This is a genomic window from Kribbella orskensis, from assembly GCF_004342085.1.
Taxonomy (GTDB): Bacteria; Actinomycetota; Actinomycetes; order Propionibacteriales; family Kribbellaceae; genus Kribbella; species Kribbella orskensis.
Map to the genome: position 1 here is coordinate 51322 of NZ_SLWM01000018.1, position 19843 is coordinate 71164.

At 69.1% G+C, this 19843-nt stretch carries 23 protein-coding genes; 13 read left to right on the forward strand and 10 right to left on the reverse strand.

Annotated features, from left to right (window positions below; all coding sequences use genetic code 11):
• Positions 1–77: 77 nt before the first annotated feature.
• Complete coding sequence (locus tag EV644_RS33170; RefSeq protein WP_132193451.1) at positions 78–596, forward strand: hypothetical protein; 519 nt, start codon at positions 78–80, stop codon at positions 594–596.
• Here the strand turns inward: EV644_RS33170 and EV644_RS33175 are convergent.
• From EV644_RS33175 to EV644_RS33185, 3 genes are all read right to left on the reverse strand, one after another.
• Positions 541–1542, reverse strand: coding sequence for a LacI family DNA-binding transcriptional regulator (locus EV644_RS33175; protein WP_132193453.1), 1002 nt, complete (start codon positions 1540–1542; stop codon positions 541–543). The two genes, EV644_RS33170 and EV644_RS33175, sit on opposite strands and share 56 nt — an antisense overlap.
• Before the next feature lie 103 nt (positions 1543–1645).
• The gene (locus EV644_RS33180) at positions 1646–2620 is read right to left on the reverse strand and encodes a ribokinase (protein WP_132193455.1); all 975 of its coding nucleotides are present in this window, start codon (positions 2618–2620) and stop codon (positions 1646–1648) included.
• Positions 2617–3276, reverse strand: coding sequence for a KpsF/GutQ family sugar-phosphate isomerase (locus EV644_RS33185; protein WP_132193457.1), 660 nt, complete (start codon positions 3274–3276; stop codon positions 2617–2619). The genes EV644_RS33180 and EV644_RS33185 overlap by 4 nt, the downstream gene beginning before the upstream one ends.
• A 240-nt stretch (positions 3277–3516) precedes the next feature.
• Between EV644_RS33185 and EV644_RS33190 the strand changes: the two genes are divergently transcribed.
• Together EV644_RS33190 and EV644_RS44810 are read left to right on the forward strand one after the other, a co-directional pair.
• The gene (locus EV644_RS33190; protein WP_132193459.1) at positions 3517–3762 is read left to right on the forward strand and encodes a hypothetical protein; all 246 of its coding nucleotides are present in this window, start codon (positions 3517–3519) and stop codon (positions 3760–3762) included.
• Between the two features lie 125 nt (positions 3763–3887).
• Complete coding sequence (locus tag EV644_RS44810; RefSeq protein ID WP_158292989.1) at positions 3888–4043, forward strand: hypothetical protein; 156 nt, start codon at positions 3888–3890, stop codon at positions 4041–4043.
• Positions 4044–4082: 39 nt separating this feature from the next.
• Here EV644_RS44810 and EV644_RS33195 read toward each other — a convergent pair whose 3' ends face one another.
• The 3 genes from EV644_RS33195 to EV644_RS33205 all read right to left on the reverse strand — a co-directional run bounded on the left by EV644_RS33195 (position 4083) and on the right by EV644_RS33205 (position 6581).
• Complete coding sequence (locus tag EV644_RS33195; protein WP_132193461.1) at positions 4083–4808, reverse strand: ABC transporter permease; 726 nt, start codon at positions 4806–4808, stop codon at positions 4083–4085.
• Positions 4805–5776 (reverse strand): ABC transporter ATP-binding protein, encoded by a 972-nt coding sequence (locus tag EV644_RS33200; RefSeq protein WP_158292990.1) that lies wholly within the window; start codon positions 5774–5776, stop codon positions 4805–4807. Before EV644_RS33200 ends, EV644_RS33195 begins: the two co-directional genes overlap by 4 nt.
• 130 nt (positions 5777–5906) lie before the next feature.
• Positions 5907–6581: a maleylpyruvate isomerase family mycothiol-dependent enzyme gene (locus EV644_RS33205; RefSeq protein WP_132193465.1), complete on the reverse strand. Its 675-nt coding sequence runs from the start codon at positions 6579–6581 to the stop codon at positions 5907–5909.
• Between the two features lie 95 nt (positions 6582–6676).
• Between EV644_RS33205 and EV644_RS33210 the strand changes: the two genes are divergently transcribed.
• The 7 genes from EV644_RS33210 (at position 6677) to EV644_RS33240 (ending at position 12595) form a co-directional block, all read left to right on the forward strand.
• The gene (locus EV644_RS33210) at positions 6677–7276 is read left to right on the forward strand and encodes a CGNR zinc finger domain-containing protein (RefSeq protein WP_132193466.1); all 600 of its coding nucleotides are present in this window, start codon (positions 6677–6679) and stop codon (positions 7274–7276) included.
• 160 nt (positions 7277–7436) lie between these two features.
• Positions 7437–8126: a VOC family protein gene (locus tag EV644_RS33215; RefSeq protein WP_132193468.1), complete on the forward strand. Its 690-nt coding sequence runs from the start codon at positions 7437–7439 to the stop codon at positions 8124–8126.
• Complete coding sequence (dapE, locus tag EV644_RS33220) at positions 8126–9187, forward strand: succinyl-diaminopimelate desuccinylase (protein WP_132193470.1); 1062 nt, start codon at positions 8126–8128, stop codon at positions 9185–9187. The genes EV644_RS33215 and dapE overlap by 1 nt, the downstream gene beginning before the upstream one ends.
• Positions 9188–9240: 53 nt before the next feature.
• Complete coding sequence (locus EV644_RS33225; RefSeq protein ID WP_132193472.1) at positions 9241–10110, forward strand: LOG family protein; 870 nt, start codon at positions 9241–9243, stop codon at positions 10108–10110.
• A gap of 54 nt (positions 10111–10164) precedes the next feature.
• Positions 10165–11586: a DivIVA domain-containing protein gene (locus tag EV644_RS45635; RefSeq protein WP_199240138.1), complete on the forward strand. Its 1422-nt coding sequence runs from the start codon at positions 10165–10167 to the stop codon at positions 11584–11586.
• Complete coding sequence (locus tag EV644_RS33235; protein ID WP_132193474.1) at positions 11586–12038, forward strand: SRPBCC family protein; 453 nt, start codon at positions 11586–11588, stop codon at positions 12036–12038. Before EV644_RS45635 ends, EV644_RS33235 begins: the two co-directional genes overlap by 1 nt.
• Positions 12035–12595 carry a DNA-3-methyladenine glycosylase I gene (locus tag EV644_RS33240; protein ID WP_132193476.1) on the forward strand — a complete coding sequence of 187 codons (561 nt, stop codon included), beginning with the start codon at positions 12035–12037 and terminating at the stop codon, positions 12593–12595. Before EV644_RS33235 ends, EV644_RS33240 begins: the two co-directional genes overlap by 4 nt.
• Before the next feature lie 784 nt (positions 12596–13379).
• Here the strand turns inward: EV644_RS33240 and EV644_RS33245 are convergent.
• A complete protein-coding gene (locus EV644_RS33245; RefSeq protein ID WP_132193478.1) occupies positions 13380–14171 on the reverse strand; it encodes an enoyl-CoA hydratase/isomerase family protein in 792 nt (263 codons plus the stop codon).
• 32 nt (positions 14172–14203) lie between these two features.
• Positions 14204–15001, reverse strand: a complete 798-nt coding sequence (locus EV644_RS33250) for a PaaX family transcriptional regulator (RefSeq protein WP_132193480.1) — start codon at positions 14999–15001, stop codon at positions 14204–14206.
• A gap of 178 nt (positions 15002–15179) precedes the next feature.
• On the opposite strand from EV644_RS33250, the gene EV644_RS33255 reads away from it, so the two are divergent.
• The 3 genes from EV644_RS33255 (at position 15180) to EV644_RS33265 (ending at position 18091) form a co-directional block, all read left to right on the forward strand.
• The gene (locus EV644_RS33255; RefSeq protein WP_012923066.1) at positions 15180–15347 is read left to right on the forward strand and encodes a DUF3117 domain-containing protein; all 168 of its coding nucleotides are present in this window, start codon (positions 15180–15182) and stop codon (positions 15345–15347) included.
• Positions 15348–15479: 132 nt separating this feature from the next.
• Complete coding sequence (locus tag EV644_RS33260) at positions 15480–17000, forward strand: leucyl aminopeptidase family protein (protein ID WP_132193482.1); 1521 nt, start codon at positions 15480–15482, stop codon at positions 16998–17000.
• A 143-nt stretch (positions 17001–17143) separates the two neighbouring features.
• Positions 17144–18091, forward strand: a complete 948-nt coding sequence (locus tag EV644_RS33265) for a YncE family protein (protein WP_132193484.1) — start codon at positions 17144–17146, stop codon at positions 18089–18091.
• Positions 18092–18121: 30 nt separating this feature from the next.
• Here the strand turns inward: EV644_RS33265 and glgA are convergent, their stop codons facing one another.
• Together glgA and EV644_RS33275 are read right to left on the reverse strand one after the other, a co-directional pair.
• A complete protein-coding gene (gene glgA, locus EV644_RS33270; protein ID WP_199240132.1) occupies positions 18122–19279 on the reverse strand; it encodes a glycogen synthase in 1158 nt (385 codons plus the stop codon).
• A gap of 17 nt (positions 19280–19296) precedes the next feature.
• Positions 19297–19833, reverse strand: coding sequence for a GNAT family N-acetyltransferase (locus tag EV644_RS33275; protein WP_132193486.1), 537 nt, complete (start codon positions 19831–19833; stop codon positions 19297–19299).
• Positions 19834–19843 lie beyond the last annotated feature (10 nt).

Genomic DNA, 19843 nt, shown 5'->3' on the forward strand with positions numbered 1-19843 from the left:
TAGGCAAGTCCCTGCACTGGTCCGAGCACGTGAAGAGGTTTCCGCGCCGGCAGTTCGTCGCAGCTCAACTGGCGGGGGTGCCCGCGATCGTGGTGAACGCCGTCATCTTCGAGAAGGCCGCGATCTCGGCTGAGGCCGAACTGAGGACCGATCAGGTGGTGTTCTACAACTACGTAGCCGGCATGGTCCTGGAAGCGATCCTGCAGACAGCGGACGAGTGGCCGGGTGGCAGGCGGGACGTGGTGGCGTCCTTCGGGCACGTGCGCGGGTTCCCGCATCACGAAACCCTCGCCCGCGGTTCGAAGGGGAGAGCCTGGGCCACGGATTCAAGGTTCTGGCGTTGCCGGGAACGATGGAGGCGTATCCGTGGTGGCCGGTGGAGGGGCTCTGAAAAGAACGAGGCCTTCGATGGTCCGGAGCGCCACAACCGGACCGAGCCGGAAGGGTCTGGCAGCAGACCTGGCGTTCTCTCCGCGGCCATCGAAGGCCTCGTGGAACTCAGCCTAGCCGTTGCGAGCAGATCCCCGGCCGCGGTTTCAGCTAGGGCTTCTTCGGGGCTGAGGTGGTTCGGATGTGGAGTTCGGTGCGGAGGGTGACTGTGGATGGGGGGCGGCCGGGGGAGGCTATGCGGTCCTTCAGGAGGAGGCCGGCGGTGCGGCCCAGCTCGTACGTCGGCTGGGCGACGGTCGTGAGGGAGGGGACGACGAGGTCGGCCCAGGGGATGTCGTCGAAGCCGACGATGGCGATGTCGTCGGGGGCGCGGATGCCTCGTTTGGCCAGGCACTCCAGCGCGCCGACGGTCATCAGGTTGTTGGTGACGAAGAGGGCTTCCGGTGGTTCGGGCAGGTCGAGCAGGCTCTCCATCGCGGCGTAGCCACCGGCTTCGCGGAAGTCGGCGTGCCGGACCAGGTCCTTCTGGTAGCGGATCCCACCCGAGCGCAGGGCCGAGCGGTATCCCGCGAGCCGGTCCATCGCGGTACTGACGCGGCGCGGGCCGGTGATACAGGCGATCCGGCGGTAGCCGCCGTCGATCAGGTGGTTGACACCTTCGAAAGCACCGTGCTCGTTGTCGACCAGCACGGTGTCCGCCTCGACGCCTTCGACCCGGCGGTCGATCAGCACCATCGGGGTCTTCGCCCCGTCGAGCAGCTGGACGCCCTCGGCGGTCGAGGTCGGGGAGATCACCACGCCGGCCATCTGCTCGGTCAGTACCGCCGACGCGTACGCCGCCTCCTTGGCCGGGTCCTCGTCGGAGTTGCACAGCACCACGTGGTAGCCCTCGGTCTGGGCGACGTCCTCGAGACCGCGGACCAGCGAGGTGAAGAACGGGTTCTCGATGTCGGAGATGACCACGGCCCACAGGTTGGTGCTCGCGCGGCGCAGGTTGCGCGCCACCCCGTTCGGCCGGTAGCCGAGCTCGGCGACCGCGGCCCGGACTTTCTCCGACAGCTCCGGGTCGACGTTGCGACGGCCGCTCAGCACCCGCGAGACGGTGGCCGGCGATACGCCAGATCTACGCGCGACGTCGTAGATCGTCGTCATGCTCGCTCCCCGCTTGAGGCCGTTCTGCCGCCTGGACGGCACTAGTGTCCCCTCTCAGAGTTGCTTTGCACGCAAAGCAACTCTGAGAGGGGACACTAGGATCTCACGGCGGCGGCTGTCCGACTGGGAAAGGCGACTGATCAAAAGGTTGCGCGTCGAGCAGCGCCTGGGCGGTAGACCGGTCGGGGGCTGAAGCGGCCGCGCCATTCACGGTTGTGGAGAGCGCCCCGGCGGCGTTGGCCAGCCGTACTGCGTCCGCCAGTGTGGCGCCCGCGGCGAGTGATGCCGCGAGTGATCCGCAGAAGGCGTCGCCCGCGCCGACCGTGTCCACGGTCGCCACCCGATGCGCGGGCACTCGAGCCTCGATACCGGCGACCAGGTCGAGCACGTAGGCGCCTCGTGAGCCGAGCGTGATCACGCAACCACGCAGGTCCCACTCGCCGGCCAGCCGTTTCGCGATCGCCGGCACCTGGGACTCGTCGTCGCAGTCGAGCCCGGTGAGCGCGGCCGCCTCCACCTCGTTCGGAACCAGGATGTCGACGAAGGACGCGAGCGACGGATCGACCGGCCCGACCGGAGCCGGGGTCAGGATCGTGGTGACGCCCGCGGTCGAGGCGAGCTGGAGGGCAGCTCTGCTCGCCTCGACCGGGAGTTCCAGTTGCACACTGAGTACTGCACTGGACGTCAGGAGGCCGGCGGCTGCCTCGACATCGGCCGGGGTGATCGCCGAGTTCGCGCGGGACACGATGATGATCGAGTTGCTGCCGTCCGGGAGCACCAGCGGAAGCCCGACGCCGGTGCCGAGCTCGGGATGCCGGACGACCCAGGCGGTGTCGACCCCGTCGGCTTTCAGCAGGTCCAGGAACTCCTCGCCGTACCGGTCGTCGCCGATGGTGCCGACGATCGCAGTACGGGCTCCCATCCGGGCCGCGGCGATCGCCTGGTTCACACCCTTGCCGCCGAGGAACTCCGCGAACCCGGTGCCGTGCAAGGTCTCCCCGGGCAACGGCCGCCGGTCCGCGCTAGCCACCAGGTCCTTCATGAACGACCCGAGCACGCACACGTCGTACCGGCTCATGCATCCTCCCCGAGGCCGAGCAGCTTGCGGCCGAGCGCCCCGGACGGATGGAACCGCGCGAAATCGTGGTGAGTGAACTCGCGCAGTACTACGAGCGCGCAGGCGAGGGCGTCGCCCATCACCAGGGCGGCGGTGGTCGACGCGGTGGGGGCGAGGTTCAGCGGGTCGGCCTCGCGCAGCACCATCGTGTCGAGCGTGTACGTCGCCAGCTTGGCCAGGGTCGACTCCTCGGCGCCGGTCATCGCGATCACCGGAATGTCCCGCTCGGCGAGCATCCGGGCGAACGCGCACACCTCGGCCGTCTCGCCCGACGCGGACAGCGCGAGCACCAGGTCCCGCGAGGTGACCGCGCCGGAGTCGCCGTGCAGCGCGTCGCCCGAGTGGATGAACGTCGCCGGCGTCCCGGTCGACGCGAGCGTGGCGGCGATCTTGCGTCCGACGAGTCCGGACTTGCCGAGGCCGGTGACGACCAGGTGTCCCTCGCAGGCGGCGACCGCGGTGAGCACGTCCAGGAAGACTCCGTCCAGCCGATCCGCCAGCGCCGAGACGGCGGCGGCCTCGGTCTCGATCGCGTTCCGGGCGGCGTCGAGCCCCCGGGTGACCAGGTCCCGCGGCAGCTCGTCGGCCGTGCGCTGGGCGTTCGCACGGTGCGGCACAACTGGCATCCTCGACCCGCTTTCCGGTCAATCGTCAGAAATCGATTTCCGAAGACTAGGCAGCCGAACGAGAGAGTGTCAACGTCTGCACCCTGGTCGAAACGCGGTGAGTCTGTTCCAAATAAGGCGGATCGCGATCCCCGGTCAAATTCGTCCGACCGTAACTCTTGACCGCTCCGGGCCGTACTCGTAGATTGCGAGAAATCGATTGCCCGTCTGGGCCGGACGAGTAGGCAAGTCATGAAGCGTGGGGCCCTACTCGCCGTACTGCCGCTGGTCTTCGGTACGGCCGCGATTCTCACCGACTCGTCCGCGGGTGGTGCGCCGGCCGGACCGGTAGCCCCCAGCACCTACGTCGGTACTGCGACGGTCGGGACGACGGGGACGCCGAGCAAGAACGACGGCGACCTCTGGCCGTCCTGCTGGGCCGGCAACGGCAACCTCTTCGTCGGATTCGCACTTCGGACACCGGCTGGAGTGCCCTGACCCAGACGGTCCCGGTCACCCCAGGAACGAAGTACACCTTCGGCTCCTGGATCAACGCCTCAACCAACCTCCCCGCAGCCGGCGGCCGCTTCGGAGTACGGCTAGGCGCCGACGGCAGTCAGGTCTTGGGCGAGAAAACCTTCGCCGCCTCCACCGGCTACGTCCACCAAGAGGTCTCCGTCACCATTCCGGCGGGAGTCCACGAGGTCACTGTCTACGCCGGCTTCACCGCTCCCGGCGTCGACACGTTCATCCAGGTCGACGACTTCACCGTCTCGTAGAGCATCCGGCTGTCGCATCGGCCCTGAGGTGGCTGCACTTCAGGGCTTCGTGCCTGTGATGAGGCGCTCACGGTCGAACATCGCTGACACGATCCGCCAGCCGAGAACATCGAGCACCAGGAGCAGCACCGCGAGGCCGATACCTAGTCCGAGGCTGGCATGGATGACGTCGTACGCCACGAGCGTCGACACCGCGACCGACGGGAGACTCGCGAGCATGCCGAGCTGCTGCGCGACCCTGACATCGCTCGATCGCGCCGAGATGGCGATGCCGACCCAGATCGACCAGCCGGCGAGCAGCGGCGTGAAGAGCACCTGGGCGACGAGTTCCCGGCCTTTGAACAGCGCCGACGCCACAGCCGGAGCTGCGAACACCGCGATGCAGGCGAGAACAAGCGCGTAGACCGCGAATGAGATCGCGACTGACGGAACGAAGGATGCCAGCGCCTTGCCCAGCAGGAACTCCTCGCCACGGATCGGCGTCGTGAGCACAGGCTCGAGCGTGCCCTGCTGACGCTCGCCGACCACCGGGTACGCGGCGATCAAGGCCGGCACGACCGCTGGTATGCCCAGCAGGTACAGCAGAGTGTTGCCCTGCGCGAGTGAGTCCGCGGATGACGCCGGCAGGGCGAAGACGGCGACCAGCGGGTTGATGGCGAAGATCAGGGGGAGGACGGCCATCGCCGCGACGATCGAGGTGTTGCGCCGGTACTCGCGAAGCTCCTTGCGGAAGACAGCCCGGACCCTCCTCCAGCTCACGCTCATCTTCGGCCTACTTCGTTGTCCTCGTCGATGAGCTGGAGGTAGATGTCCTCGAGGGAGTGGTACGACTCGCTGATCGACAGCACGTCCGCGCCGGCAGCCACGAGAGCGCGGGCGACCGCCGGCGCGGCGATCGTGGAGTCGGACACGGAGACGACATACGCACCGGAATCTCTCTCGCGCCAGCCGTCGACAGCCGGGAGGCCGTCAAAGACGCGCCCCGGCTCGGGGAGCGGGACGAGCGTCCGGACGGCCAGCGTCTTGGCGAACAGCTGTTCGCGGAGGTCAGCCGGCCGGCCGATCGTTCGCAAGGTCGTGTTCAGGATCGCGACGCGGTCGCAGAGGCGTTCGGCCTCCTCGAGGCGGTGCGTCGTGAGGAAGATCGTCACGCCGCGATTCCGGAGCTCGTCGATCAGCTCGTGGACATCGCGGGCGCCGACCGGGTCGAGCCCGGACGTCGGCTCGTCGAGGAACAACACCTCCGGGTCGCTGAGCAGCGCCCTCGCCAGGGCGACCCGCTGACGAAGTCCTTTGGACAAGGTGCCGCAGGCGTCGCCGGCTCGGTCGGTCATGTCGACGGCCCGCAGGGCATCTTGAATGCGATCTTTCAAGCCCGGCGTCTCGTAGAGGTCGCCAAAGCATTCGAGGTTCTCGGTCACGCTCAGGCGGAGATACAGGCCCGGTGACTCAGGCACGATCGCGATCCGCCGGCGGATCTCCACTCCGTTCTCAGCCGTCAGCGGGATTCCGGCGACAGTCGCCGAGCCCGAAGTCGGTGCGATGAGAGTGCCGAGCGTCCGCACGATCGTCGTCTTCCCCGCGCCGTTCGGACCCAGGAAGCCGAAGACCTCGCCGTACCCAACCTCGAAGAACACATCCTGGAACGCGACCCGCTCCCCGAAGTGCTTGCCCAGGCCCCGGACCGACAGCGCCGGCGCGCGATCAGCCGACAACAATTTCCCCGAGCTCACGAAGCCCTCACCTCGCAGGCGCAATGGATGTGGACCGCCGCCGACAACCTTAAACCTGTGCCGGGCAATCCACTGTCGGTTCACCCCCGACCCGTGAGCCACGCTGGGGCAGCCGGTTCACGCTGGGCGGTCAGGGCCAGGGGAGGAGGTCTGGGGGAGTGCCGGTGAGCTTGCCGACAGGAGTGCGGCCGGCGAACCAGGCGGTGAGGTCGGGGAGGGTGCCGGTCAGGAGGACGGGTTTGCCTTCGCCGTGTTCCCAGCGGGTTTCGCCGGCTTGGAGGATCAGGTGGGTGCCTTCGGGGGTGCGTGGGCGGAGGAAGTCGAGCAGGTGAAGGCAGAACTCCGTTCGCCACTGGTCGCTGGTCGGCTCCAGCGCCAGGTCGACGGTGTGGATCTCGATCTCGCGCCAGCCTGTGTAAACGGTGTCCGCGAGGGTGCCGTCCCGATGGAGGACCGGGCGGCTCCAGTCGTCGACGCGATCCCAGGCGGCGATCAACCTCTTGGTCGCCCGGCTGACGTGCTGCTTGAGCTCCTCTGCCGATCTCCCCGCTCCGGCTTCGATCGCGGCCTCCCGCGCCGGCCGGCCGCCGTCGTACATCTCGATCAGCCGGCCCGCGAGCGCCTCCTCGACCTGGCGTGTCATCGCCTCGCTGAAGTTCGCGATGTGCGTCAGCACGTGCCCCCGCGACCACCCCGGCAGCCCCGAGGACGCTCGTACTGCGGAGTCGTCGACCTCGACCAGTACTGCGTCCAGTCGCTCGCCGGCATCTCTCACCTCGGGGATTACGGCCGGCTCTGGGGTCACGGCTGCTCCTAACGGTAGGTCTGGCTGATTCCGTTAGAAACCCTAGATGGCCGACTCATATGGCAGCAAGAGGCTTTCCCATTAGACTCGCCGCCATGAGCGCGCTGGCCTTCGAACTCGCCGCCACGATCCGCCACGACGGACACGGCGGCATCGCGGACAGCCTGGAGGCGGATGCCGGCGTACGGGAGTGGATCCACCACAACACGCCACTCGTCGAGAACGTGATCGGCCGACCGTTCGACCCTGACGCGCTGCCCGCAGGTGATGAGCTCCGGATTCCGCTCCACGGGATCCGCCGAGCCGTCAGGTCCCTCTTCGCCCGAGCCGTCAGCCCGGCACCACCCAGCCGCGCCGACGCGAACACCCTGCTCGCTCCCGCGACAGCCCTCGGCCTCCTCAACAGGGCCGCCGACGAACTCGGCACCGCCCACCTCGCCTGGCCCGACGACAGCGACCCGATCACCCACTGGTCCCCTCGAGCCTCGGACCCACTCTCACTCCTCCTAGGCGCGATCGGCCGCTCCGGCATCGACTTCCTCACCGGCCCCGACCGCCCCCGCCTCCGAGCCTGCCCAGCCGCCCGCTGCGTCAAGTACTTCCTCCAGGACGACCCCCGCCAAACCTGGTGCTCCCCGACCTGCGGCAACCGAGAACGAGTAAACCGCCACTACCACCGCAAACACAGCGCCTGACCACCTCGCCCCCAACCACGCCGCCGCCCACGACCCACCGTGGTACCGGTCCCGCCCTCTGAGGGGCCGGGCCAGGAGTGGCGACTCGCGGTGGGTGGTCGGGGTGGTCGGTCTTTCCGGGGCGGCAACTACGTCGCTTGCGAGACACTAGCCTTGCGGTATGGCTGTGGCCCGGTTCAAGGATTTGTGCGTGGACGTCGCTTGTCCCAGTGCGATGACGTCGTTCTGGGGGCAGGCTCTCGGATTGACGTCGCCTGCGGACAATCCGGAGGTGTTGGTCGGGGATCGGCCGGAGAAGACGATCTGGATCAACAAGGTGACCGAGCCGCGGACGGTGAAGCAGCGGGTTCACCTCGACCTGCTCACCAGTTCGATCGAGGAACTCGAGCGGCTCGGGGCCAAGGTGCGGAGCCCGATCACCGACGAGCAGCACTGGGCGGTGATGGAGGACCCGGAGGGTGGGGAGTTCTGCGGATTCGTGCGGGACAAGGTTCCGGCGTACAAGCTGATGGAGCTCGTGGTCGACTCGGCGGATCCCGAGGCGCAGGCGCGGTGGTGGGCCGGCGTGCTCGGCGTCGAGGTCGCGAACAACTCGGGTAAGCCGTGGTACTGGCTGGAGAACGTGCCCGGACTGCCGTTCCCGTACTGGGTGTTCGTGCCGGTGCCCGAGCCGAAGACGGTGAAGAACCGGATCCACTGGGATGTGACGGCGGACGACCTGCAACCGGTGCTCGACGCGGGTGCGACACTGCTGCGGCGCAAGGACGACGAGATCGGCTGGCAGGTGTGCGCCGATCCGGAGGGCAACGAGTTCTGCGTGTTCCTGCCCCCAGCTGCAGAGGAAGACTGATGGCCAAGCTCGATCTCACCGTCTCCGGACCGGACCTCACCCAGGCGCTGGTCGACATCCCGTCGGTGAGCGGCACCGAGGAGGAGCTCGCGGATGCGGTCGAGGCGGCGCTGTCGGCCTTCGCGCACCTGACCGTCTCGCGGCACGGCAACACCGTCGTCGCCCGGACCGACCTCGGCCGGGACGAGCGGATCGTGATCGCGGGGCACCTGGACACGGTGCCGCTGAACGACAACCTGCCGTCCCGTCGCGCCGACGGGCTGATCCACGGCCTCGGCGCCTGCGACATGAAGGGTGGCGTCGCGGTGGGGCTCCGGCTCGCCGCCACGCTGACCGAGCCGAACCGCGACATCACCTACGTCTTCTACGACTGCGAGGAGATCGAGGCGGAGCGGAACGGCCTGTTCAAGCTGACCCAGACGCACCCCGAGCTGCTGCAGGGCGTGTTCGCCGTGGTGATGGAGCCGTCGAACGCGGTGGTTGAGGCCGGCTGCCAGGGCACCATGCGCGTCGAGGTGACCACCCGCGGCGAGCGAGCGCATTCCGCCCGATCCTGGATGGGGAAGAACGCGATCCATGCCGCCGGGGAGGTCCTCGCCCGGCTGGCGGCGTACGAGCCGCGGCGGGTGCCGATCGACGGCCTCGAGTACCGCGAGGGGCTGAACGCGGTCGCCATCAGCGGCGGGGTCGCGGGCAACGTAGTACCGGATCTGTGCACGGTGACGGTCAACTACCGGTTCGCGCCGAGCCGGTCGGAGGCGGAGGCCGAGGCGCACCTGCGCGAGGTCTTCGAGGGGTTCGAGCTCGCCTTCACCGACACCGCCCCGGGCGGGCTGCCGGGACTGGACCGGCCCGCGGCGGCGGCGTTCCTGCAGGTGGTCGGCGGTGAACCGCAGCCGAAGTTCGGCTGGACGGACGTGGCCCGGTTCACCCTGCTGGGGGTCCCCGCGGTGAACTACGGGCCGGGTGACCCGCTGCTAGCGCACAAGCAGGAGGAGTATGTGCCCGAGGCGGAGATCGAGCAGTGTGAACAGAGGTTGAGGACTTGGTTGACGGCGTAGGGCGCGCCCGGTCTCGGCAGGTCAGAGTGGGCCTGGCGCACTAACCTGGGGGCATGGCAGAACCATCGATCCACCCCGACCGTCCCCCGGGCTCGAAGCAGCGCGGGCCGGTAGTGATGCGGCGCAACCAGGTGCAGCAGTCGACATCGGAGCAGCGGCTGCTGGACAGCCGTGGCCCGTCCGACTGGGTGCATACGGATCCCTGGCGCGTACTGCGGATCCAGTCGGAGTTCATCGAGGGTTTCGGCATGCTCGCCGAGCTCGGGGCCGCGATCAGCGTGTTCGGCTCGGCCCGGACCAAGCCGGACGACCCGATGTACACCGCCGCGGAGGAGCTCGGCGGAAAGCTGGTCGGCGCCGGTTACGCGGTGATCACCGGTGGTGGACCGGGCGTGATGGAGGCGGCGAACAAGGGTGCCTCCGAGGCCGGTGGCGTGTCGGTCGGGCTCGGGATCGAGCTGCCCTTCGAGAACGGCCTGAACGAGTGGGTCGACATCGGGATGAACTTCCGCTACTTCTTCACCCGCAAGACGATGTTCGTCAAGTACGCGCAGGGTTTCGTGGTGATGCCGGGCGGGTTCGGCACCCTGGACGAGCTGTTCGAGGCGCTCACCCTGGCCCAGACCCGCAAGGTCACCTCGTTCCCGGTGGTGCTCTTCGGTACGTCGTACTGGGGTGGGCTGGGGGACTGGCTGCGCGAGACGATGCTTGCCGACGGCAAGATTTCCGCGGCCGACCTGGAGATGTTCACCATCACCGACGACGTGGACGAGGCGATCAGCTACATCGTCAAGGCCGGCGAGATGGCCGACGCCGCCGCCGAGGAGGCCGCCGCGGCCGCGGCCCGGGACGTCGCGGAGGCCGACAGCCCGGAGGCCCGCGAGCGGCGTGAGGCGCACCGGCTGGGCTCGGATGGCAGCTGATTCCTGTAGCGGTTGTGCGGTGAGGTCCACCGACATGGCACGATCGGTCACGTGATGTGGTTCTTCGGACTCATTGTCGTGCTCCTGATCGGAGCGGTTGCCGTCGTCGCCTCGGGGCGGTGGGGCGGTATGAGTACTGCGTACGACGACCGACCCGACATGTCCGTGCCCGCCCGGCAAGCGCTCACCGCGGCTGATCTCGAGACGGCCAGGTTCGGCGTCGGGCTGCGCGGCTACCGGATGGACGAGGTCGACACCCTGCTCGAACGGGTCGCCCGGGAGGTCGCCGAGCGCGACCGCCGGATCGCCGACCTCGAGCGCGCCGTCACCCCGATCCTGCACGGCCCGGAAGGCGCGGGCTTCACCTCCCGCTCCGAGTACTCCGCCGCCGACTTCGACGACACCGGCTTCCAGAAGCCCATCCTCGTAGGCGGCTACTTCCCCGAACCCACCCCAGCAGAAGCAGCCTCACCCGAGTCGCCCGCTGCAGAGGCTGGCACTGCCGACCCCGCCTCAGCCGAGCCCACCGCTGCCCAGCCTGCGTCGGCTCAGGCCGAGGCGCTGGCCGCCGAGCAGACTGCTGAGCGCGCTCCGGCAGAGGCAGTCTCGCCCGAGACCGCAGCTGTCCAGCCCGCCGCCGCCGAGTCCGCGCCCGCTCAGAGCGAAGCGGTTGCAGCCGAGCCCGCCGCCGCCCAAGGCGTCCCGGCCGAGCCTGCTTCCGCTCAAGGCGTTCCGGCCGAGCCTGCCCAGGCAGATGCACCCGGAGCCGACCTGAATCCACCCGAGTCGACTTCAGTCGAGCCCGGCGTGGCCGAGATCACGGCAGTCGACCAGCCCGCGGTACCAGCGGACCCCGCTGCCGCAGAATCTGCGCAGGCGAGCGCGGCTGCCGCAGACCCCGCACCAGCGACCGGGGTTGCCGCAGACATCGCACCGGCGAGCGCGGCTCCCGCAGACTCCACACCGGCGAGCGCGGCGCCCGCAGACTCCACACCAGCCAGCGCGGCGCCCAAAGACACCGCACCGGCTAGCGCGGCGCCCGCAGTACCGGCGAGCGGGGGCGGCGCTGCAGGGTCGGCTTCTCAGCCTGTTGCCGAGCCGGAGCAGGTTGTCGAGGCGCAGCCCGCCGTCCCAGTCCAGCAGGCTGGCGGCGAGAGCGAGGCGCAGCCGGTTGCCGGCGAGGGGGAACAGCAGGGCGAGCGGGAGCAGCGCGAAGTACGGTCGGTTCTGGATGATCAGCCGGAGCCAGCGGCTCAGGTGCCGTTGCCGCCGTTGTTGCAGGAACTGGTGCACACGAACTACGACGACAAGCCCGAGCCTGAGCCGTGGTTCCAGGCCAAGGAGCCGCCGCCGGACCACGCCAACGTGCAGACACCGGTTGCAGCCGAGGATGAGCCGGGAGTGAACGGCGACGAGACGACTCGAGGTCGGCACTCCGCGGCTCCTGACGTCAACGTCCCGCAGCGGCCGAACTGATGACCGCCGACGAGCCGACCTGCCACGCCGAGGCGTCGATCGACCTGCCGCTGGACCCGCAGGCAGCCTGGGATGCGGTGGTGGACTGGGACGCCCAGTCGGAGTGGATGGTGCTCACCCGCGTCTGGGCGACCGAGAACCAGGGCCGCGGCCTCGGCGGTGGAGTCGCGGCGCGCACAAGTGTCGGTCCCCTCGGCTTCACTGACGACATGGTCATCACACACTGGGATCCGCCGCGCGAGTGCACGGTGAAACACCTCGGCACCATCGTCCGCGGTACCGGCACCTTCGCAGTCACACCCGCGTCCGGCGGCAGCACCTTCACCTGGTCCGAGGACGTCATCCTGCCGCTCGGGCGACTCGGGCGCATCGGCTGGGCGGTGGTCCGGCCCGGCTTCGAGCTGATCATGCGGACGGCCCTCAAGCGCCTCGAGAACAAGGTCACCCGGTGACCGTGGTCGGCCCCGACGGTCGGCCGCGTTGCAGTTGGGCGACTTCGGCCCCGGAGTACATCCGGTACCACGACGAGGAGTGGGGCCGGGAGATCCGCGACGACCACGGCCTGTTCGAGCGGATGACGCTGGAGGGGTTCCAGTCCGGCCTGTCCTGGATCACCATCCTGCGCAAGCGAGAGAACTTCCGGAAGGCGTTCGACAACTTCGACCCGCGGCTGATCGCGGCGTACGGGCCGGAGGACTTCGACCGGTTGATGGCCGACCCCGGCATCGTCCGCAACCGGCTGAAGGTCAACGCCACGATCTCCAACGCCCGGGCTCTCCTGGAGCTGGCGGACGGCGAGCTGACCGAGTTCCTCTGGTCGTTCCAGCCGGTCGATCGTCCGGCGCCGAAGACGAACGCCGACGTCCCGGCGACCACGCCCGAGTCCGTCGCGATGTCCAAAGCTCTGAAAAAGAAGGGCTTCGTCTTCGTCGGCCCGACCACCGCCTACGCCCTGATGCAGGCCACCGGCATCGTCAACGATCACATCGCCGACTGCATCGCCCGCTAGCCGGCAACCCACGCCCGGCTGTGTCGAGTGCGGTCCTGACCGGAACTAAACGTCGGGATTACCCGGCGGCCGAGTGGAGTGCGCCCAGCGTGCGCGCATGAATACCCTCGGTTATCTCCCGGCCTGGTGCCGAACAGGTCAAAGCTTGCCACTTCCAGATCAGCAGGGATCGGTAGTCCACTGATCGCTCTCCGCCACTGATCTGCTCGCCCACGAGAGGCCGGGTCAACCAACTCTGGGCCAACGGCTTCGCCGGCGCCACCACCTTCAAGACCATCCACTGACCCCCGCGACCCCCCAGAACACCCGCGGCCCGGAGCCCCGCTTCGGGCCGCGGCACGTCCGGGTGCTGCCGGGAGTTCCTTTGCGCAGGGGAGGTGCCGACGGTGGATGCGCGTAGGCCAAGAGGCGGGCGGTCGCCTGGGTGAGTGGAGGGTGCTTTTGGGCGGAAGGGTGCTCGGCAATTGCTCAGGACGGGCGAGTGGCGTACGGATCGACAGGACGTACTGCGTCCTGTCTGCGCCTCAATCGTCTGAGTAGGTGTGGAGGTTGACGGTGCGAGCGGCCTCTTCCTGTCGTTCGGTACAGCCGTGCCGGAGCAGCAGGTCGGGGTGGTCGCCTTGTCAGGCGAACCGGCCGCGTGACCTCCTCGTGGCGGCCGGGCAACCGCCACCAGAAAATCACCGGCTGGACCACCCCGGACCCTCCAGCGATCACTGGCTCCACTGCGACCACCTGGCATTCGCTGAGCGGCGACGGAGGAGGTGCGTGGGCGGGGTACCTGCTACTTGCCGTGGAAGGTGGGTTTCTGCTTGGCGACGAAGGAGGCGACCGCGTTGCGGTGGTCTTCGGTGTCGCCGGTCAGGCGCATCTTGCCGGCCTCGAACTCGAGTGCTTCGGCCAGCGTGTGGGAGGCGGAATACCCGAGCGACTGCCGGACCGATCCGTAGGCGACGGTCGGCCCGTTCGCGAGCCGGCCCGCCAGTTCGGCTGTCGCCGCCGCCAGCTCATCGGCCGGTACGACGCTCGTCGCCAGGCCGAGCGTCAGGGCCTCAGCGGCGGGGATCGTGCGGCCGAAGTACAGGAGTTCCGTCGCGCGGGCGTGGCCGACCAGGCGGGGGAGGGTCCAGGAGATGCCGGTGTCGCAGGACAGGGCGATACCGGTGAAGGCGAGGTTGAAGCCGGCCGTGTCCGCGACGACCCGGAAGTCGCAGGCGAAGGCGATCGACGCGCCGGCGCCGGCGGCCACGCCGTTCAGCGAGGCGATCACCGGCTTCGGCATCTCGGCCAGCGCCAGTGCGATCGGGGCGAAATGCACGGGCACGGTGTTCCAGAGCGCGTCCATGTCGTTCGCCTCGAGCAGACCGATGTGCTCCTTCAGGTCCTGGCCGACGCAGAACGCGCGACCGGTCCCGGTGAGCACGACACACCGGACCGCTTCGTCCTCGGCGGCCGCCAGGACCGTGTCCCGCAGCAACACCTTGGTGGGGGTGTCGAGGGCGTTCATCGCCTCCGGTCGGTTCAGGGTGATCGTCGCGACCCCCTCGGACACGTCGTACGCGACAGAGTCACTCATCGTGGCAGGCTCCCAACAGTCGGTGAGAAAAGTCAGTGAATGGTCAGGCAGTTGTCCACGAAACGCCCGGCCGCGTGGCCCAGCCGTGTCGCATGGAAATCGAAGAACGCGGCGGCCCGGGTGCCGGCCCAGTCGTCCGGCAGCAGTTCGGCCGGCAGACCCGGATCGAGGAACAGGAACTTGCGCCACTCGTGCACGAGGTTCGACCGGACCGCGAACGCCTGCTCGTCGGTCGCGTCGTCACCGGCCCTCTCGGCCAGCGCCTTCGCCTCGTTCAGCCAGGTGTCGTACGACGCGCCGAGCTCGTCGAGCCGCCAGACCCGCCGGGCGAACTCGACGGCACCCTCGTCGACGGGCGCGCGGAACCGGTCCGCGGCGATCCCTTCCATGCCGAGGATCTGGTCCACCTCGGCGTCGTTGCGCAGTCCGACCCAGGCCGCGTCGGACAGCGGAGCCCAACCCAGGAAGGCGAGTTGGCTCGCCAGCTGCTCGCGGCGGCGCGCGTTCGGCACCTCCCGGAGGATGCCGAGATGCCAGTGCCGGTCCCAGCTGCCGCGGCCGTCTCCGTCGGTCTCGGTGCGATAGATCCGGGCAGCCGCGTCGTCGAGGCGGCGACGCGCCCGGGCGGTCAGTACATATCCGGGCTGTCCGTCGATGCGCACCGGCTCGAGCCAGCCCTGCCGGACCATCCGCGACACGGCGGTCCGGACGGCCGGTGGTTGCACGCCCAGCGGTGCGAGCAGGCGGACCAGGGCGGCCACCGGTGCACGCGCTCCACGCGCGCGCAGGTGGTCGCCGTACAGGTCGAAGAGCGCTGAACGGGCGTGCACAACACAGGAGTCTGCCGTATGGTGCACGGCTCTGGCCTGCGATCGGGGATAATGGGTCGCGACACACACTGCGATACGCGCCGACGGCGCATCACCGCATAGAGCCGGCGACGGTTTCTGTGCGGTGTCGTCGCTCAATACCGAAGAGGGCTGTTCCAATGAGGGAAGGGGTGCGCGCATGGCGGCGATGAAGCCGCGGACGGGCGATGGTCCGCTCGAGGTCACCAAGGAGGGCCGCGGGATCGTGATGCGGGTTCCGCTCGAGGGCGGCGGTCGGCTCGTCGTCGAGCTGAACGCCGATGAGGCAACCGAACTCGGGAACGCACTCAAGGCCGTCGTCGGCTGAGACGATCTCCGCGGGTGCTCGACCCAGAGCGCACCTGTGACATCTCCACGACCCCGGTGGGTGCCTTTTGAGGCACCGACCGGGGTCGTTACGGTTGGCCCGACACATTTGATCAAAGAGTGAGGACCCCTGGTGGCTCGCCGAACCGCTGCGCGCAACGTCTTTCCCACCCTGCCGGCTCTGACCTGGCAACCCGGGCTCCCTGTCCACGGCTCCCACACCTGGGTGATCGTGGTCGGCGAAGCCGGTCTGCCCGCTGCCGCCAAGGAAGCTGGTAAGCGACTGGGCGTCGACCTGGACCGGCTGCTGGAGGTCCAGCAGTCGACCGGCTTCAGTCCGACCGCCGGCGCCACCGCGGCGTACCCGCTGCTGGCCGGCGAGGTGGCCGAGGTGCTGCTTGTCGGCGCGGGCGACGGCTCGCCCGCGGACCTGCGACACGCCGGTGCGGCGATCGCCCGGTTCGGCCGCGGCAAGGACGAGCTGACCACGGTCGTTGCCGAAGGCATCGAGGATGGGGCGCTGCAGGCGTTCGCCGAGGGGGTCGCGCTCGGCTCCTTCACCTTCCACCGCAAGACCGTCGACCCGGGCAAGCCGGCCGTCGAGCGGGTCAGCCTGACGGACGGCACCAGCAACGACCGGACCGCCGTACTCGACCGTGGTCTGGTGATCGGCCGGACCGGCTGGCTGGCCCGTGAGCTCGCCACCACGCCGTCGAACGAGAAGGACCCGGCCTGGCTCGCCGCCCGCGCGACCGAGCTGGCCGGCGTCACCGGCCTCGACGTCCGCGTCTGGGACGAGAAGCAGCTCGCCGCCGACGGCTTCGGCGGCATCCTCGCGGTCGGCCAGGGTTCCACCCGGCCGCCGCGGTTCATCCGCCTCGACTACGTCCCCGAGGGCGCGAACAAGAACACGCCGTACATCGTCCTGGTGGGCAAGGGGATCACCTACGACACCGGCGGCCTGTCGCTCAAGCCGCGCGAGAGCATGGTGTCGATGAAGCGCGACATGACCGGCGGCGGCTCGGTGATCGCGACGATGTCCGCCCTGCGTGAGCTCGGCGCCAAGATCAAGGTCACCGGCCTGATCTGCTCGGCCGAGAACATGCCGTCAGGCACGGCGTACCGGCCGGACGACGTGATCCGGCACTACGGCGGTCGCACCACCGAGGTCAAGAACACCGATGCCGAAGGGCGCCTGGTGCTCGCCGACGGACTCGCGTACGCCGTGAACGAGCTGAAGCCCGACGCACTCGTCGACATCGCCACGCTCACCGGCGCGATCAAGGTGTCCCTCGGCTCGATGCTGTACGGCGGGCTCTTCGCCACGGACGACGCGTTGGCCGACAACCTGGCGGGCGCGGGTGATGCCGCCGGGGAGCGGTTGTGGCGGATGCCGTTGCCGGACGTGTACACCGACCTGATCTCGACCCCGATCGCCGACTCGGTGAACAGCTCGAAGGGCCCGGGCTCCATCACCGCAGCCCTCTTCCTGAAGGCGTTCTCCGGCGGGCTTCCCTGGGCGCACCTGGATCTGTCGAGCATCGCGGAGTCCCAGCGCGACGAGTACGAGTACTCCCTGGGCGCGACGGGTGCGGGTGCTCGCCTCCTCACCACCTGGCTCACCACGGACAACCCGACCGCGGGCATCAGCTAGTGCCCTGCGTCGGGCCCGCCGACGGCTGACCACGGTGGGGGAGCGGTGGCTGGCGGTGGGTGATGGCTGATACCTGAGCCTGGACCGGTGCGCGATGCAGGCCTAGCTTCGAAAGAGGGGAGGCACTGTTCAGGGAGGGCATCGTGCGCAGAATCAGCAGGCTGCTGGCTGTCGTGCCGGCGATTGTCTTGACGATGGGAATGGCCGCGCCGTCGGTGCGGTCCGTGCCACTGCCGGACGATTTCTCGCCGGAGGGCATCGTGGCAGGCACCGGAAGGACCGTGTACGTCGGGTCGCTGCGGGACGGGGACATCTATCGGGCGGATCTGCGCACCGGCAAGGGGGCGACGTTCATCGATGCGCCCGCGGGCAGGGTCGCGGGCGGGATGAAGTTCGACCAGGCCCATCACCGGCTTTGGGTCGCCGGCGGTCCCACCGGCCACGCCTATGTCTACGACACGCGCAACGGCAAGCCGCTCGCCGACCTCGCCCTCGGCACGGCCGGTGCCTCACTGATCAATGACGTGGCATTGACGAAGGACGCCGCCTACTTCACCGACTCGTTCAACCCGGTGATCTACAAGGTCCGGATCGGCCACCACGGCGAGATCGGCAGCGCGCGAGCGATCGCGCTGAGTGGACCGGCAGCGACGATCGTTCCCGGCGGCTTCAACCTCAACGGGATCGCGGCTGCGAACGGCAGGCTCATCGTCGACCACACCGATCTCGGCAAGCTGATGACGATCAACCCCGGAACCGGCTCCAGCCGCGAGGTCACGGTCACCGGCGGCGCGCTCAGCGCGGGCTCGCTGGACGGCATCCTGCTGCGCGGTAACAAGCTGTACGTGGTCGAGAACTTCGCCGAGAGACTGGTGACGCTCAAGCTCAGCCATGACCTCCGTACCGCGCGGATCGTCGCGACGGTCACCGACGCGGACGTGAAGGGCGCCTTCCGCATCCCGACCGCGGTCGCCGAGCAGAACGGCAAGCTAGCCCTTGTCAACGCCCGCTTCGACGTCGGCCTCCCGCCACCGCTGGGCACGGGAGTGCCGCCAGGCACCGACTACAACGTGGTGGTCCTCAACAAATAGCGCAGAGCACCTCAGGGCGCCGGACTCCACCTACTGGATGAGCGACTGATACAGGCTGATCGTGCGGTCGGCGACCGCGTCCCAGCCGAACTCGGAGACGGCTCGGGCGCGCCCGGCCTTGCCCATTGCTTCCGCTCTGGAGGAGTTGGCGACCAGATCGTTGATGCCTTCGGCTAGCTGGCGTTCGAAGGTCGGGATGTCGTTCTCGTCGTACGGGACGAGGGTGCCGGTGACGCCGTCGTCGACGACCTCGGGGATGCCGCCGACGGCGCTGGCGACGACGGCTGTTTCGCAGGCCATGGCTTCCAGGTTGACGATGCCGAGGGGCTCGTAGACCGAGGGGCAGCAGAAGGCCAGGGCGTGGGTGAGGACCTGGCGGACCTCCTCGCGCGGGAGCATCTCGGAGACGACGAAGACCCCGTCGCGGGCGGCCTTCAGCTCGTCGATCAGCGCGTCGGTCTCCGCCTTGAGCTCAGCCGTGTCGGCCGCGCCGGCCAGCAGGACGAGTTGCACCGACGGGTCCAGCTGGAGGCCGGCGCGGAGCAGGTGCGGGACGCCCTTCTGCCGGGTGATCCGCCCGACGAAGGTGACGTACGGGCGGCTCAGGTCCACCCCGAGCCGCTCGAGCACGTGCGTCGCCGGGTCCGGGTGGTAGAAGTCCGCGTCGATGCCGTTCGAGATCACCTGGACCTTGGCCGGGTCGATCGCGGGGTAGCAGTCGAGGACGTCGTCCCGCATCCCGTGGCTCACCGCGACCACCGCGTCCGCGGCCTCGTACGCCGTCCGCTCGGCCCAGCTGGACAGGCGATAACCGCCGCCCAGTTGCTCCGCCTTCCAGGGCCGCCGGGGCTCCAGCGAGTGCGCCGTCACCACGTGCGGTACGCCGTACAGGAGCTTGGCCCAGTGGCCGGCCATGTTCGCGTACCAGGTGTGGGAGTGCACCAGCTCGGCCGAGCCGACGGCCGCGGTCATGGTCAGGTCGGTGGACAGGATCCGCAGTGCCGCGTTCGCCTGCGGCATCCGCGGGTCGTCCTCGGAGTGCGCGATCGCGCCGAGCCGTGGTTCGCCCATGCAGTGCACCTCGACGTCGAGCTTGCGGCGCAGTTCGCGGACCAGGAAGTCCACGTGCACCCCCGCTCCGCCGTACACGTCCGGAGGGAACTCACGCGTCAGGATCGCGATCTTCATCCCCCGACCATAGGGCATCAGGACACGCGGGTGGGGACCCAGAAACGCAGCTTTCCGTGGCGCTCGTCCTCGAGCTCGCCGCCGGCCGCCTGGATGACTTTGCGGGACGGTTCGTTGTCGCTGTCGCAGGTTACGAGCGCGGGATCGATGCCGAGCCGGGCCGCGAACGGCAGCGACTGGACCAGCATCTGGGTGGCGTACCCCTTGCGCCGGGCCGACGGGCGTACGACGTACCCGATGTGGCCGCCGAGCTCCAGCAGGGCGGGGGTGAGCCGGTGCCGGATGGAGAGCCGGCCCAGCCACTGGTCCGCCTCGACGAACCACAGCACGGTCTGGTGCACGAGTTCGGAGGGCATCTCGGTCTCCTCGTCCGCCTCCGCCAGGATCGCGTCGATCAGTTGGGCGAACTGCTCGGGATCCTCCGCCTCGGCCCGGGTCCACTGGTCGTTCAGCCCCCCGGCCCCCATCCAGCGCTCCTCGTGCGGCTCCAACTCGCCCCAGGCCTCGAGGAACGACCGGTGAACGGCAAGGCTCGGCTCGACGAGGGTTGGCATGGTCCTAGTG

Excerpts from the sequence above, each read along its gene's own strand:
- EV644_RS33175 (WP_132193453.1), bottom strand. The coding sequence starts at position 1,542 with ATGACGACGATCTACGACGTCGCGCGTAGATCTGGCGTATCGCCGGCC.
- EV644_RS33180 (WP_132193455.1), bottom strand. The coding sequence starts at position 2,620 with ATGAGCCGGTACGACGTGTGCGTGCTCGGGTCGTTCATGAAGGACCTG.
- EV644_RS33190 (WP_132193459.1), top strand. The coding sequence starts at position 3,517 with ATGAAGCGTGGGGCCCTACTCGCCGTACTGCCGCTGGTCTTCGGTACG.
- EV644_RS33195 (WP_132193461.1), bottom strand. The coding sequence starts at position 4,808 with ATGAGCGTGAGCTGGAGGAGGGTCCGGGCTGTCTTCCGCAAGGAGCTT.
- EV644_RS33210 (WP_132193466.1), top strand. The coding sequence starts at position 6,677 with ATGAGCGCGCTGGCCTTCGAACTCGCCGCCACGATCCGCCACGACGGA.
- EV644_RS33215 (WP_132193468.1), top strand. The coding sequence starts at position 7,437 with ATGGCTGTGGCCCGGTTCAAGGATTTGTGCGTGGACGTCGCTTGTCCC.
- dapE (WP_132193470.1), top strand. The coding sequence starts at position 8,126 with ATGGCCAAGCTCGATCTCACCGTCTCCGGACCGGACCTCACCCAGGCG.
- EV644_RS33225 (WP_132193472.1), top strand. The coding sequence starts at position 9,241 with ATGGCAGAACCATCGATCCACCCCGACCGTCCCCCGGGCTCGAAGCAG.
- EV644_RS45635 (WP_199240138.1), top strand. The coding sequence starts at position 10,165 with ATGTGGTTCTTCGGACTCATTGTCGTGCTCCTGATCGGAGCGGTTGCC.
- EV644_RS33235 (WP_132193474.1), top strand. The coding sequence starts at position 11,586 with ATGACCGCCGACGAGCCGACCTGCCACGCCGAGGCGTCGATCGACCTG.
- EV644_RS33245 (WP_132193478.1), bottom strand. The coding sequence starts at position 14,171 with ATGAGTGACTCTGTCGCGTACGACGTGTCCGAGGGGGTCGCGACGATC.
- EV644_RS33255 (WP_012923066.1), top strand. The coding sequence starts at position 15,180 with ATGGCGGCGATGAAGCCGCGGACGGGCGATGGTCCGCTCGAGGTCACC.
- glgA (WP_199240132.1), bottom strand. The coding sequence starts at position 19,279 with ATGAAGATCGCGATCCTGACGCGTGAGTTCCCTCCGGACGTGTACGGC.
- EV644_RS33275 (WP_132193486.1), bottom strand. The coding sequence starts at position 19,833 with ATGCCAACCCTCGTCGAGCCGAGCCTTGCCGTTCACCGGTCGTTCCTC.